Origin of the sequence: Candidatus Frackibacter sp. WG13 (genome assembly GCF_900114655.1) — a bacterium.
GTDB lineage: Bacteria > Bacillota > Halanaerobiia > Halobacteroidales > Acetohalobiaceae > Frackibacter.
Map to the genome: position 1 here is coordinate 1 of NZ_FOTT01000014.1, position 13,644 is coordinate 13,644.

The 13,644-nt window shown below is 34.7% G+C and carries 13 protein-coding genes; 11 read left to right on the forward strand and 2 right to left on the reverse strand.

The features are described from left to right. The 6 genes from BM077_RS08275 to BM077_RS08300 form a co-directional block, all read left to right on the forward strand. Positions 1–268: IS30 family transposase (locus BM077_RS08275; protein ID WP_143018617.1), on the forward strand; the 268-nt coding region annotated here is incomplete at its 5' end. A gap of 411 nt (positions 269–679) precedes the next feature. Next, positions 680–1,402, forward strand: a complete 723-nt coding sequence (locus BM077_RS08280; protein WP_089747628.1) for an MIP/aquaporin family protein — start codon at positions 680–682, stop codon at positions 1,400–1,402. Between the two features lie 83 nt (positions 1,403–1,485). After that, a complete protein-coding gene (glpK, locus tag BM077_RS08285) occupies positions 1,486–2,997 on the forward strand; it encodes a glycerol kinase GlpK (RefSeq protein WP_090003494.1) in 1,512 nt (503 codons plus the stop codon). 229 nt (positions 2,998–3,226) lie between these two features. Then, positions 3,227–4,699: an NAD(P)/FAD-dependent oxidoreductase gene (locus tag BM077_RS08290; protein WP_176941583.1), complete on the forward strand. Its 1,473-nt coding sequence runs from the start codon at positions 3,227–3,229 to the stop codon at positions 4,697–4,699. Further along, positions 4,692–5,978, forward strand: coding sequence for an NAD(P)/FAD-dependent oxidoreductase (locus tag BM077_RS08295; protein ID WP_089747594.1), 1,287 nt, complete (start codon positions 4,692–4,694; stop codon positions 5,976–5,978). Before BM077_RS08290 ends, BM077_RS08295 begins: the two co-directional genes overlap by 8 nt. Then, complete coding sequence (locus BM077_RS08300; protein WP_218124620.1) at positions 5,971–6,354, forward strand: DUF1667 domain-containing protein; 384 nt, start codon at positions 5,971–5,973, stop codon at positions 6,352–6,354. The genes BM077_RS08295 and BM077_RS08300 overlap by 8 nt, the downstream gene beginning before the upstream one ends. 67 nt (positions 6,355–6,421) lie before the next feature. On the opposite strand, the gene BM077_RS08305 is transcribed toward BM077_RS08300, so the two are convergent. Both BM077_RS08305 and BM077_RS08310 read right to left on the reverse strand, forming a co-directional pair. Beyond that, on the reverse strand, positions 6,422–6,853 hold the full coding sequence (locus tag BM077_RS08305) for an ACT domain-containing protein (RefSeq protein WP_089747589.1): 432 nt from the start codon (positions 6,851–6,853) through the stop codon (positions 6,422–6,424). A 17-nt stretch (positions 6,854–6,870) separates the two neighbouring features. Next, the gene (locus BM077_RS08310; RefSeq protein WP_218124619.1) at positions 6,871–8,169 is read right to left on the reverse strand and encodes a phenylacetate--CoA ligase family protein; all 1,299 of its coding nucleotides are present in this window, start codon (positions 8,167–8,169) and stop codon (positions 6,871–6,873) included. A gap of 256 nt (positions 8,170–8,425) precedes the next feature. On the opposite strand from BM077_RS08310, the gene BM077_RS08315 reads away from it, so the two are divergent. The 5 genes from BM077_RS08315 to folP all read left to right on the forward strand — a co-directional run bounded on the left by BM077_RS08315 (position 8,426) and on the right by folP (position 13,642). After that, positions 8,426–9,280: an NAD(P)/FAD-dependent oxidoreductase gene (locus tag BM077_RS08315; RefSeq protein WP_089747586.1), complete on the forward strand. Its 855-nt coding sequence runs from the start codon at positions 8,426–8,428 to the stop codon at positions 9,278–9,280. A gap of 146 nt (positions 9,281–9,426) precedes the next feature. Then, the gene (locus BM077_RS08320; RefSeq protein ID WP_089747584.1) at positions 9,427–11,163 is read left to right on the forward strand and encodes a methyl-accepting chemotaxis protein; all 1,737 of its coding nucleotides are present in this window, start codon (positions 9,427–9,429) and stop codon (positions 11,161–11,163) included. Between the two features lie 113 nt (positions 11,164–11,276). Beyond that, a complete protein-coding gene (locus BM077_RS08325; RefSeq protein ID WP_089747582.1) occupies positions 11,277–11,687 on the forward strand; it encodes a hypothetical protein in 411 nt (136 codons plus the stop codon). 199 nt (positions 11,688–11,886) lie between these two features. Beyond that, positions 11,887–12,399, forward strand: coding sequence for an HD domain-containing protein (locus BM077_RS08330; RefSeq protein ID WP_089747580.1), 513 nt, complete (start codon positions 11,887–11,889; stop codon positions 12,397–12,399). Positions 12,400–12,442: 43 nt separating this feature from the next. After that, entirely contained in the window at positions 12,443–13,642 is a 1,200-nt protein-coding gene (gene folP / locus BM077_RS08335; RefSeq protein WP_089747577.1) for a dihydropteroate synthase, read from the forward strand. Positions 13,643–13,644: the final 2 nt, after the last annotated feature.

Sequence of the window (13,644 nt, forward strand, 5' to 3'; positions counted from 1 at the left end):
TTATAAAAGTGTAGAAACTTCGATTACAAAAAGTAGTATTCCTAGGACAAAACATTACTATGCAGATGCTTACTGCTCATGGCAGAGAGGTAGTAATGAAAATCTTAATAAAATGATAAGAAGGTTTATTCCTAAAGGAAGAAGTTTTAAAGAATATAGCAGAAATGAAATAAAGCGGATACAAAAGTGGATGAATAACTATCCTAGAAAGATATTTGATTTTAAGACTTCAAATGATGTTTATGAAAAGAAATTAGAAGCAGCTTAGAAAGCAATTATATATGTAGGTATAATTTTTCAAAAAACCGTGCATTTAACCTTGCAATTAATAAAGTTAATAAAAAATATCGAAATTTGTTGACAAATAATAAAATAACATATATAATGTATATAGTGATTATTTGAAATAATAATAATCTGAAAATTTAAAAGAGTTTGGATTAGATAGGATAGAGAAGAGGAGAAAGTCCTATTTAGTCACTGAAGGTAGAGTTCTATCTATTTATAGGCAGTAGTACGTCTATTTTGGTGGACGAAATTTTAGTGACTAAATGGGACTTTTTTATATTTAATAACTGTCAAATTATGTAAAATACAAAAGAAGGGAGGGTAAATCTTAAATTATTAAGTTTTAGAAAGGATACAATAATTAAAGGGAGGAATTTTAATGGTATCAAATATGGGAATGTATGCTGCTGAATTCTTAGGAACGATGATTTTAATTTTATTAGGAGATGGAGTAGTAGCTAATGTAGTCTTGAAAAAGTCAAAAGGTGAAGGTAGTGACTGGATTGTTATTGCAACAGGTTGGGGTTTAGCAGTGGCAATGGCTGTTTATGTAACTGGTTGGGTAAGTGGTGCTCATATTAATCCAGCGGTAACTGTTGGTTTAGCTGCGATTGGTAAATTTTCTTGGAGTTTAGTGCCAGGGTATATTATTGCTCAAGTATTAGGAGCATTTACAGGAGCAGTATTAGTCTATTTAACCTATAAAGATCATTTTGCTGCTACTGATGATGCAGATGGTAAATTAGCGGTCTTTTCAACGGGACCAGCGATCAGAAATATTCCGTGGAATATGATTACTGAGATTATAGGTACAGCTATGTTAGTTATGGGAGTGTTGGGCATTACAAATGGTAATAATGAAGTGGGAGCTTTAGGAGCATTATTAGTAGGATTTTTAGTATGGTCATTAGGCTTAAGTTTAGGCGGTCCTACAGGTTATGCGATTAACCCAGCTAGAGATTTAGGACCAAGAATTGCTCATGCTATACTACCTATTCCTGGTAAAAGAGGTTCAGATTGGGATTATGGATTAATAGTACCGATAATCGGTCCGATCATTGGAGGGGTATTAGGAGCATTTATCTATCAATTCTTTTTACAGATGTGGACTTAAGGTTTCTAATGTCATGATGATGGTAGATTTCGGAGTGTAATTGTTAAGAGAAATAAAGCAAGAAAAGAAAGGGGAGTAATCAAGTGAAAGAATATATTTTATCTATTGATCAAGGAACCACTAGTTCGAGAGCTATTATCTTTAATAAAGCAGGAGAAGCAGTTAATCAAGCTCAAAAGGAGTTTAAGCAGATTTATCCGAAACCGGGTTGGGTAGAGCATGATGCTAATGAGATCTGGGGAACTACTATTGGCGTAGTTGCTGATGCTTTAGCTCAGGCTGATATTAAAGCCGAACAGGTTGCTGGTATTGGCATTACGAATCAAAGAGAGACGACAGTAGTTTGGGATATAGAAACTGGTAAGCCGATCCATAATGCTATTGTCTGGCAAGATAGAAGAACAGCAGGCATTTGTGATGAGTTAAAAGAGGCAGGCCTAGAAGAAAAGATTAGAAATAAGACTGGCTTGGTAGTAGATGCTTATTTTTCAGGTACTAAGATTAAGTGGATTTTAGATAATGTAGCTGGAGCACGGGAAAAAGCAGAAAAAGGACAGCTTCTTTTTGGGACGATAGATAGTTGGTTGATTTGGAAGTTAACCGGTGGAGAAGTACACGTAACTGATTATACTAATGCTTCTCGGACTCTAATCTATAATATTCATGATTTAGAATGGGATGAAGAGTTACTTGATATTTTAGAGATTCCAGAATCTATGTTGCCAGAGGTTAAGTCTAGTAGTGAAGTTTATGGTGAGACTATTGACTATCATTTCTTTGGTAAGAACGTACCGATTGCTGGTATTGCTGGTGACCAACAGGCGGCTACTTTTGGACAGGGATGTTATGAAGCAGGAATGGCGAAGAACACATATGGAACTGGTTGTTTTATGTTGATGAACACAGGTACAGAAGCTGTTACTTCTGAAAATGGCCTACTAACAACAATTGCTTGGGGATTAGATGGTGAAGTAAATTATGCTTTAGAAGGTAGTGTCTTTGTCGCGGGAGCAGCAGTACAGTGGCTAAGAGATGAATTAAATATAATTAATGAGTCACCAGATTCTGAATACTTTGCAACTAAGGTGGATAGTACTGATGGAGTCTATGTTGTACCAGCTTTTACTGGGTTAGGAGCTCCTTATTGGGATATGTATGCTCGTGGTGCTATTGTTGGTTTGACACGAGGAACAAATCGTAATCATCTTATTAGAGCTACTTTAGAATCACTAGCTTATCAAACCCGAGATGTATTAGAGGCAATGGAGGCTGATTCAGGCTTAGAATTAAAAGAGTTAAGAGTTGATGGTGGGGCAGCAGCTAACGATTTCTTAATGCAGTTCCAAGCTGATATTTTAGGTAGTGGAGTTGAAAGACCGATTGTTACAGAGACAACTGCCTTAGGAGCAGCTTACTTAGCAGGTTTAGCAGTTGGATATTGGGAAGATAAAGATGAAATTCTAGCCAAAAGAAGAGTTGATAGAACTTTTGAGCCAAAGATGGAAGAAAAGAAGAAAGAAAAATTATATGCAGGCTGGAAGAAAGCTGTCAAACGTGCTATGGATTGGGAAGAAGTAGAGGAAGATGATAATTAATCATGCTAAAATCTAATTTTTCTATAATAAACCTTGCATAAAGTAGATGGTTGTTATAAAATTAAGATATACAATATAATATAAAATTTGGCGAGAAAATAAGAGATGCCACATTTAAGAATCTAGGGGGTACTATACCTAGTTAGTTCTTGAATGTGGCATTTATTTATTTTAAGAAAAATTTTATCTAAATAAATATTTTGGGACTATAATAAGGAGGTATTATCTGATGCAAGAGACAGATATTTTAATTATCGGTGGTGGAGTCACTGGCACTGCAATTGCGAGAGAGTTATCGCGTTATGATGTAGATGTGATATTGGTTGAGAAGGAAGCGGATGTGGCTTCGGAGACTAGTAAGGCTAATAGTGGTATTATCCATGCTGGCTATAACGCTGACCCTGAAAAGTTAAAGGGGAGATTAAATGTTAGAGGGAATGAGTTATTTGATCAAGTAGCTAAAGAACTAAATGTTCCTTTTAAAAGAATAGGGTCATTAGTTGTGGCTGAAAAAAAGGAAGAGATTAAAATATTAAAAGAGTTAAAGAAGAAAGGTGAAGAGAACGGATTAAGTAATTTAGAGATTGTGCAGGGTGAAAGATTGGATGAATTGGAACCCAATATAAATCAAGATATAATTGCTGCCCTTTATGCTCCAACTGCTGGAATTATCTGTCCTTATGAGTTGACAATTGCCCAAGCAGAGAATGCTGCTAAGAATGGAGTAGAAGTCTTATTAGAAACGGAAGTTTTGGATATAAAAGTTAAAACAGATTATAAATTAGTTAAGACTAATCAAGGTAAGATAAAAACAGGCTATGTGATTAATGCTGCAGGGGTATATGCAGATAAGATTGCTCAAATGGTAGGAATAGATGAATTTGAGATTACTCCACGTCGTGGAGAGTACTATCTATTCGATAAAGAGAAAGGTTCAGAAGTTAATCATGTTATCTTCCAGGTGCCGACAAAAGTGAGTAAAGGAATCTTAGTAACTCCAACAGTAGATGGCAACCTATTAATCGGACCTAATGCTGAAGTTATCGATAAAAAGGATGATGTAGCAACTACTAGTAATGGACTAAATGAAGTAATTAACGGTGCACAGAAGACTTTGTCTGATTTATCTTTACGAGGAGTTATTACTGAATTTGCTGGACTTAGAGCAGCTGAGGTTGAAAGTGGTGACTTTATTATTGAAGCTTCTAAGCAAGTTGAGGACTTTATTAATGTAGCTGGAATTCAATCGCCAGGACTTTCGTGTGCTCCAGCTATTGGTGAGTTTGTAGTAGGGCTGTTAGAAAAGGAAGGGTTAGAGTTAAAAGATAAAAAATATTTTGATCCTTATCGTCAAGAACCAATAAGATTTAGAGAATTAACACATCAAGAGAGAGCAGAATTGATTGCTGAAGATGATCGTTATGGACAGGTTATCTGTAGGTGTGAAACAGTAACCGAAGGTGAAATAGTAGATGCTATTCATCGACCGATAACTGCTAAGACATTAGGTGCAATTAAGAGAAGAACTAGAGCGGGGATGGGTAGATGTCAAGGCGGTTTTTGTAGTCCACGAGTAGCAGAAATAATTTCTAGAGAATTAGAGATTCCAATGACTGAGATTACTAAGGAAGGAAGCGGTTTTGAAATACTATGTGAACCAGCAAAGCAATCTTTGCAAGCAGAGGTGGTAGATTATGAATAGATTAGATTATAATTTAGTGGTTATTGGTGGAGGTCCAGCTGGATTAGCAGCGGCTTATGAGGCAAAGGAAGAAGGAGTAGAGGATATTCTAATTATCGAAAGAGATTTTGAATTAGGTGGTATCTTACAGCAATGTATTCATAATGGATTTGGCTTACATGAGTTCAAAGAAGAATTAACAGGACCGGAGTATGCAGATCGTTTCATAAAGATGGTAGTGGAAAAGAAGATAGATGTTAAGTTGAATACAATGGTTTTAGAGGTAACTGATGATAAAAGAGTATATGCTGTAAATAAAGATGATGGTATGTTAGAGATTCAAGCCCAAGCGGTTATTTTGGCAATGGGTTGTAGAGAAAGAACCAGGGAAGCTATTAATATTCCAGGAACTAGACCAGCTGGAGTTATGACGGCGGGTACTGCTCAACGATATGTTAATATGGAAGGTTACCTTCCTGGTAAAGAAGTAGTTATCTTAGGTTCAGGGGATATAGGATTAATTATGGCTCGGAGAATGCACTTAGAAGGTGCTGAAGTGGAAGCGGTATTAGAGTTGCTTCCTTATTCAGGAGGATTGCCGCGGAATATAGTTCAATGTTTGGATGACTTTGAAATTCCTCTTAAATTAAGTCATACAGTAGTAGAAATTCATGGTAAAGAGCGCCTGGAAGGAATAACTGTAGCCCAAGTTGATGATAACTTAAAACCTATCAAAGAGACAGAAGAATATATCAAATGTGATACTCTATTATTATCTGTAGGTTTAATTCCAGAGAACGAACTATCAGAAGAAGCTGGTGTTAAGTTAGATAATAAGACTGGTGGTCCACTAGTAAATGAGAATAGAGAAACAAATATACCTGGTATCTTTGCTTGTGGTAATGTACTTCATGTTCATGATTTAGTAGATTATGTAACACAAGAGAGTAGAATTGCGGGTAAGAGTGCTGCTAAATATATTATTGGTAACGTAGATAGACGAAAAGAAGAGATTAATCTAACAGCTGGAGAGAATGTAAGCTATATAGTACCACAGAAGCTTGAAATTAAAGATAATGAACGTAAACGGGTCGATCTCTATATGAGGGGTTCAAAACCTATGGAGCAGGTTAAAGTTGTCATTAGTGCTGGCGGTGAAGAAATAATGAGCTTAAAAGAAAGACATGTAGAACCTGCGGAAATGTTAGTTAAACCTTTACCACAGAACTTTATTAAGGATTTAGCTGATGGAAGTGAAGTCAGAGTAGATATTGTTAGGGAAGGTGAAGATGATGAGTAAAGAAGAAAGATTAACCTGCATTAATTGTCCTTTAGGCTGTAAAGTAGATTTAATAATAGAGGAAGGCGAAATAGTAGAGATGAGTGGAAATAAATGTCCACGAGGAAAAGAGTATATAATTAATGAATTTAAGTATCCAACAAGAATCTTACCTACTACTGTCAGAGTAAAAGGTGGTAAGTTACCATTAGTTCCAGTTAAAACTGCTCAACCTATCCCTAAAGAAAGACTCGAGGATGCAATGAAAATATTAGCTCAGGTCGAAGTAGAAGCACCAGTTAAGTTAGGGGATATAGTAGTAGAAGATATTCTAAATACAGGAGTTAATGTAGTAACAACTAGAAATTTAGCTATCAAAGAGTGCATTAATGACTAACTTAATAAGGCATTAGAAAATAGATTAAAGCCTACTAGTTTTGAAATTGCCTAGTAGGCTTCTTTGCTTATAATTCATAAACTTTATTAGCGCTCAATAGATTAAATCCTTCATTTTCAAGAAGTGAAATTGCTCGTGTAATCTCTTCAACTCTAAAGACAACTAAAGCATCGTTAGATGATTTTTCAATAAAGGCATACATATACTCAATATTAATATTTTCTGTCTTTAAAGCATCTAAAGCAGCAGCTAATCCTCCTGGACTATCACTGACTTCAACAGCAATAACATCGGTTTGACTAACGGTAAAGCCTTCATCCTTTAATATACTTAATGCTTTAGTAGGGTCATTAACAATCAATCTTAAAATACCAAAATCAGAAGTATCAGCAATTGATAAAGCACGAATGTTAATATCGCTGTTTCCTAAAGCATGGGTAACATCGGCTAAACGTCCAGATTTGTTTTCTAAAAAGATAGAAATCTGTTTTACTTTCATGTTAATCTACCCCTTTCTTATAATTTCCGTTTATCTACTACTCGTTTTGCTTTTCCTTCACTACGCGGAATAGTATTCTGCTCAACTAACTTAACTTTGACTGAAATTCCTAAGACACTTTCAATTTCATTATGAATCTTTCGTTCTAATTCTTCTAAGCGGCGAACTTCGTCGGAGAAGAAGGTATCAGAAACCTCAACCCAGACTTCTAAGGTATCTAATCTTCCTTTTCGTTCAACCACTAATTGATAGTGTGGTTTAGTTTCGCTAATATCTAATAATACACTCTCAATCTGAGATGGAAAGACATTAACTCCGCGAATGATTAACATATCATCGACTCGACCACTAATACGTTCCATTCTTACTAAAGTACGACCACAACTACATCTTTCTTTATGTAGAACAGAAATATCTTTAGTTCTATACCTAATGACTGGTAGAGCATTCTTAGTAATAGTAGTAAAGACTAATTCTCCTTTTTGGCCATAATCTAAAACTTCACCAGTTTTAGGATCAATAACTTCTGGAATAAAGTGATCTTCAAAAATATGCAAGCCATCCTGAGCTTGACATTCACTAGCTACTCCTGGACCAATAATCTCACTTAAGCCATAGATATCGATGGCTTTAATACCTAATAATTTTTCAATTTCTTTGCGCATATTGTCGGACCAGGGTTCAGCACCAAAGATACCATATTTAAGATTAGAATTTTTAATGTCAAAGCCTAATTCGTCAGCGATTTCTGCAATATAAAGTGCATATGATGGAGTACACATTAGTGCTGTACTTCCAAAGTCTTCCATAATCTTAATTTGACGTTTAGTATTTCCACCAGAGATGGGAACTACTGAAGCGCCTGTCTTTTCAGCTCCATAGTGAATTCCAAGGCCACCGGTAAAGAGTCCATAACCAAAAGCATTCTGAACAATATCTCCTTTTCCTATTCCACCACAGCTCATAGTTCTAGCCATCAATTCAGTCCAAATTTCAATATCCTCTTGTGTGTATCCAACAACGGTCGGTTTACCTGTAGTACCAGATGAAGAATGAATCCTAACTACTTCTTCTAAAGGTACAGTAAAGAGACCAAAAGGGTAATTATCACGCAAGTCATCCTTGGTAGTAAATGGAAGTCGCGATAAGTCCTTTAACGAGTCTAATTCATTAGGATTAACTCCTGCGGAATTTAATTTGTTTTTGTAAAAAGGAACATTATTATATACTTTTCTAACTGTTGCTTGTAAGCGTTCAACTTGTAGTTCATTTAATTCTTCTCTACTCATTTGTTCATCTTCTTTATTCCAAATCAAGAAACTCCCTCCTCGCTACTTTATAAATTATCTCAGATATTTTTCCTATTGTAACATATTGACTTTTCGATATCAAGTGATTAGTTTAAGATTATAATTTGATTTTTTAAGAAGAGAAAAAGGAGATTAAACTAATTATATCTAATAAAATTTAAAGATAAAGAGAAAATAAGTGTAGATATTTAAAGAATACAACAAGATGAATAATAATTAAAAAAGGTTATAAAAATTTTAGAGAGTTAGGAGTGGTAGAAAAATGAGTGAACAAGATCATTTTGAAGTAGCAGTTATTGGTGGGGGACCGGCTGGTATGTCAGCAGCGGTTAACGTAAAGATTCGGAATAAAGATGTAGTTATCTTTGAAAGCCAACAGTTAGGTGGAAAGATTCTAACGGCTCCCCATGTAGATAATTATTTAGGATTTTATGATGTTAATGGACAAGAATTAGTTAATAGCTTTATCGATCATATAAATAAGCTAGAAATAGATGTAATAAAGGAGAAGATAGTACAGATCTATTCTATGGGAGAATATTTTTCTTTAACAACTAATCAAGAGGCGTATAAAGCAGATAAGATAATTTTAACGACCGGCGTCAATAATAAAGCGCAGATTAAGGGAGAGGCTGACTTTTTAGGACAGGGTGTTAGTTATTGTGCCACTTGTGATGGACAATTATATAGAGATAAAGAGGTAGCAATAATTGGTTATTCAGAAGGCAGTTTAGAAGAGGCTAATTTCATGGCTGATCTAGCAGCTAATACTTATTTTATTCCTCGATACGATGGAGACCTTTCCGAGTTAGATAATAGAGTAGAAATTATTGAAGAGAAGCCAAAAGTGATTGAAGGTGACAATTTAGTTAATAAGTTAGTATTAGAGAATAGAAGTCTAGATGTAGATGGGGTATTTATTTTACGGCCGACAGTGCCAACTGACGAGATTATTTCTGGTTTAGAGTTAGAAGGTAGCTTTATTAGGATTGACAGTGATTTTAAAACAAATTTAGAAGGAGTTTATGCTGCTGGTGACTGCACAGGAAAACCATTACAGGTAGCAAAGGCAATTGGTGAAGGACAGGTTGCTGCTTTAAATGCTGTAAAGAAATAAAACTTCTTTTCTAATAAAATAAAGGGTTTCGTAATTTTATGTAGAATTTTTTATATAGAAGTGATGTAATTAATATATTTATTTTTCCAATTAATTCAAAAATATTATAATATCCCCAGTAGCAAATCAAGAGGGAGGACTGTCATATGAATGTGAAATTAATAACAAAAATTAAAAAGATGATAACCAAAAATCTCTTATTTAAAACTCTTTTCTTTTCAGGGATAGTCGGTTTAATTGGGTTATTAGTTCTAGGAGGTTTTGCTTATCGAATAACAAAAACTGAGCTACGAGAGTCATCAGAAATGATTTTAAATGCGATTAATCATGAGTTATATGAACATATAGTTGATGAATTTGAGGAAAGAAAGGAAGATGCCTCTAATATAAAGAATGAAATTAAAGCTCGCATTCAAAAAAGCAATCAAAGTAACTTTGCTGAACGTGGCAAAAGTGGTTATACATATATAATTGATAAAGAAGGGGATTTAGTCTTTCACCCGAGCAAAGAAGGAGAAAATATTGCTGGATATGAATTTGTTAATGAGATATTAAAGAAGAAAGAAGGAGAAATTTATTATAATTGGCAAGGAGAAGAAAAATATGCAACTTACAGTTATATTCCTGCTTTAGATTGGATAATTGTAACTAGTTGTTATATTGATGACATGACGGCCTCAGCTCAGCGTGTTGGTAGAATAATACTATTTTTAAGTATATTAGCTATTGCTGTAATGGGTATTGGTGCTGTTTTTGTGACTAGACATATTACAGAACCAATTAATGAGTTATTTAATATTATTGAAGAAGCGGAAGAAGGCAATTTAACTGCTAGAGTTGATTTTAATGGTCGTGAAGATGAGTTAGGTCAGTTAGGTGCCAGTTTTAACCGTATGTTGGACCAGATTGTATGTTTAATTAAAGATGCGGCTGATACTAGTGATGAAGTAGCGAATGTTTCTACTAAATTATCTAGTATATCTGAAGAAGCTAGCATGCTTTCGAAGCAGGCAAGTTATACTACCGATGAAATGGCTCAAGGAGCTGAGAAACAGTCGACTCAATTAGGAGAGATTTCTGAAATTATGAGTCAGATTTCTTCAGTTACTGAAGAAACTGCAGCTCAAGCTGAACATGCTCAAAATAAGGCAATTGATACTCTAGATAGAGCACAAGCAGGTGATGAAGCAGTAAGTAAAGTAATCAATAAGATGAATAAAATTCAAAATACTGTTGAAGACTCGGCAGAAGTAGTTTATAAATTAGGAGAAAAATCAAATCAGATAGGAGAAATTATTGAGATAATCTCTAATATAGCTAAACAGACTGACTTATTAGCTTTAAACGCTGCGATTGAAGCCGCAAGGGCTGGTGAACATGGACAAGGCTTTGCTGTAGTTGCTGATGAAGTTAGAAAGTTAGCAGAAGAGTCACGGGAATCGGCTGAAAAAGTTACGGATATTATTAATGAAATTCAATCTGAAACAGATGAAGCAGTGAATGCTATTGAAGAAGGAACTAAGGAAGTAACCGAAGGTGAAGAGTTAGCTAATGAAGCTGGAGAAACATTGAGGAATATTATGGAATTCATGGAAGGTACAGTAGCTATGATTGAAGATATTTCTAGTGGTGCTGAAGAACAGTCGGCTAATACACAACAAGTTGCTTCATCGGTTAATGAGATAACCGCTGTAGCTGAACAGACAGCTGCTGGTGCACAAGAGAATTTAGCTTTGGCTGAAGAACAGACTACCTCCGCTGATGAGGTTTCCGAGTTAGCTAAAGTTTTAAATAATAAGGTTGATGAGTTAGATTGTAAAATTAATCGGTTTACACTTTCAGACGATAAAGAGTTAGAATCTGATAAGATGTCAAAGGAGTAATAGTCTATAAGAAAAGAATAACATCGGTTAAGAAATTAGATAAAAACACATAAATTAGTTTAGTATAGGAAATAATTGATAATAGAGATAACTGTTAAGGAGTAGATAAAGAGATGACCTATGAATTAGCAGTGATAGGTATTGGTGATATTCGTCAGCAAGATAGAGGGGTTAGTATCCATCTTTTAGAAAGTCTGCAATATCGTTTTAATCAGAAATCAGTTAAATTTATTAATGGAGGGTTAGATGGGCAGTGTTTATTTGAACTATTAGAAGATATAGTAGCAAAGCGAATAATAGTTTTAGAGACAGCAGAGACAATTGTAACTCCCGGTAAGTTAAATTACTTAAAGATAACACCTGCTAAAGCAAGAATCTTAGAAGAATTGCTTTTAATAACTGTAGAACCGTTTAAGACTGATTGGGGGACTAAGTTATCTTATCCTTTGGTCAAAAGGTATAATCTAATATTAAAGGAAATAGATTCTATAATTAAAGAGATGTTAGAACAAGCCACTAGTTGATAAATTATTAGCTAGTGGTTTATTTGTCGTATAGAAAATTATACTTAATTTCAAATTGTGGGTAAATTGACTTTGCTCTTATATAGCAAATTATACTTTTTCTTTTTAGCAGAAGATGCAGGTAAAGAAGAATTTTTCTCGAATAAGTTAGATATAGTATTAAAATTTAGAATATTATTGATTGTAAGGTAGTGATTAGATGGAGAGGTTAAATAAGTTAATAGGTGATATAAAGTATAAACAATATTTAACTAAGATTAAACAACGCGAAAGAGAAAGAATATTCTGTAGACATAATTGGTCCCACTTTATTAATGTGGGGCGCATTGCCTATCTGTTAATGTTAGAGCAGAATTTAAAGGATAAGTTAATTAACATTTGGAAGCTACAAGAAGATTCTAAAGTACAGGAAATAATTTATACAGCTGCTATCTTACATGATATTGGTCGTTGGAAAGAGTACGATACCGGTCAGGACCATGCACAAGTGAGTGCGGATTTGGCTGAAGGTCTCTTAATAGATCATGGATTTGTAGATTTAGAGCAAAGAATAATATTAAGAGCAATTAGAGAACATAGAGGAGAAAGCAATGGTAATAAATCACTTTTAGGTAATCTAATCTCCCGGGCTGATAATCTATCTAGAGATTGTCATGCCTGTTTAGCACGTCACAAATGTAAGAGTATCAAAAATCCTATTATCGAATATTAAAAATTTAATTAATACTAAAAATATCTTTAAGGAGGAACTATTAATGCAGTTAGCAAGGGTGTTAGAGATTAAGGATCAAACTAAATTTGAAGCTGAATTAGAAGAATTAGGGACGGATAAAGAAGGCTTAGGTATTATGGCACCTAAGTCACAATATTATACAATTAAATTGAAAGATGTACCTTTAAGAGCAGCCCTAATCTTAAAACAAGAAATGTTAGCTAAAGATGGAGAAGCCGCCTTACCGCGAGCAGCTGGAAGTTTAAAAGTGGAAGAGACAGATATGATCTTAATGGGTACAAAGACCACTTATAAGAAAGTGGCGAAGGTCTTAAAACTACAGCCGTTTGGTCTTAAAGAGATAGGTAATTTAATTAAGAAAACTTTAGCTAATTATGAAGATAAATTAAAATCAATTTCTGGACCTGGTTACCAATTCGACTTTGGAAAAAAGACATATGTGATGGGAATATTAAATGTAACTCCTGATTCCTTTTCTGACGGAGGACAATTTGATCAATTAGATATAGCAGTTAAACATGCCAAAGAGATGGTAGCCAATGGGGCTGATATTATTGATATTGGTGGAGAATCTACACGGCCTGGTTCTGACCCTTTACCATTAGAAGATGAACTAGAGAGAGTAATACCAGCAATTGAGCGTTTAACAGATGAGATAGATGTACCAATCTCAATTGATACTTATAAAAGTAAAGTTGGAAGAGCGGCATTAGAAGCTGGTGCACATATCATTAATGATGTAACTGGTTTTAAGGCAGAGCCAGAATTGGCTAAAGTTGCTGCTGAATATGGGGCTCCAGTGATAGTTATGCATACTCAAGGGATGCCTAAGGAGATGCAAAAAAACCCAAGTTATGATGACTTGATTTCAGAGATTTTAGAGTATTTACAAGAAAGTATAAATACTGCTTTAGAAGCAGGATTAGAGAAGAATAAGATTATTATTGATCCCGGTATCGGCTTTGGGAAGACTACTGACCACAATTTGGAAATAATGCAGCGATTAGGTGAATTTAAAAGTTTAGGACAACCGATCTTATTAGGGACTTCACGGAAATCTATGATTGGTAATACTTTAAATCTACCGGTTGAGGAGCGAGTAGAAGGAACAGGAGCTACAGTCAGTATTGGGATTGCTAATGGTGCAGATATAGTTAGAGTTCATGATGTGAAAGAGATGGCTAGAGTAGCAAAAATGACAGATGCAATGGTAAGGAGATAAAA

What these genes read in the sequence shown, in the direction of transcription:
- BM077_RS08280 (WP_089747628.1), top strand. Translation starts at nt 680, where the DNA reads ATGGGAATGTATGCTGCTGAATTCTTAGGAACGATGATTTTAATTTTA.
- BM077_RS08290 (WP_176941583.1), top strand. Translation starts at nt 3,227, where the DNA reads ATGCAAGAGACAGATATTTTAATTATCGGTGGTGGAGTCACTGGCACT.
- BM077_RS08295 (WP_089747594.1), top strand. Translation starts at nt 4,692, where the DNA reads ATGAATAGATTAGATTATAATTTAGTGGTTATTGGTGGAGGTCCAGCT.
- BM077_RS08300 (WP_218124620.1), top strand. Translation starts at nt 5,971, where the DNA reads ATGAGTAAAGAAGAAAGATTAACCTGCATTAATTGTCCTTTAGGCTGT.
- BM077_RS08305 (WP_089747589.1), bottom strand. Translation starts at nt 6,853, where the DNA reads ATGAAAGTAAAACAGATTTCTATCTTTTTAGAAAACAAATCTGGACGT.
- BM077_RS08315 (WP_089747586.1), top strand. Translation starts at nt 8,426, where the DNA reads ATGAGTGAACAAGATCATTTTGAAGTAGCAGTTATTGGTGGGGGACCG.
- BM077_RS08320 (WP_089747584.1), top strand. Translation starts at nt 9,427, where the DNA reads ATGAATGTGAAATTAATAACAAAAATTAAAAAGATGATAACCAAAAAT.
- BM077_RS08325 (WP_089747582.1), top strand. Translation starts at nt 11,277, where the DNA reads ATGACCTATGAATTAGCAGTGATAGGTATTGGTGATATTCGTCAGCAA.
- BM077_RS08330 (WP_089747580.1), top strand. Translation starts at nt 11,887, where the DNA reads ATGGAGAGGTTAAATAAGTTAATAGGTGATATAAAGTATAAACAATAT.
- folP (WP_089747577.1), top strand. Translation starts at nt 12,443, where the DNA reads ATGCAGTTAGCAAGGGTGTTAGAGATTAAGGATCAAACTAAATTTGAA.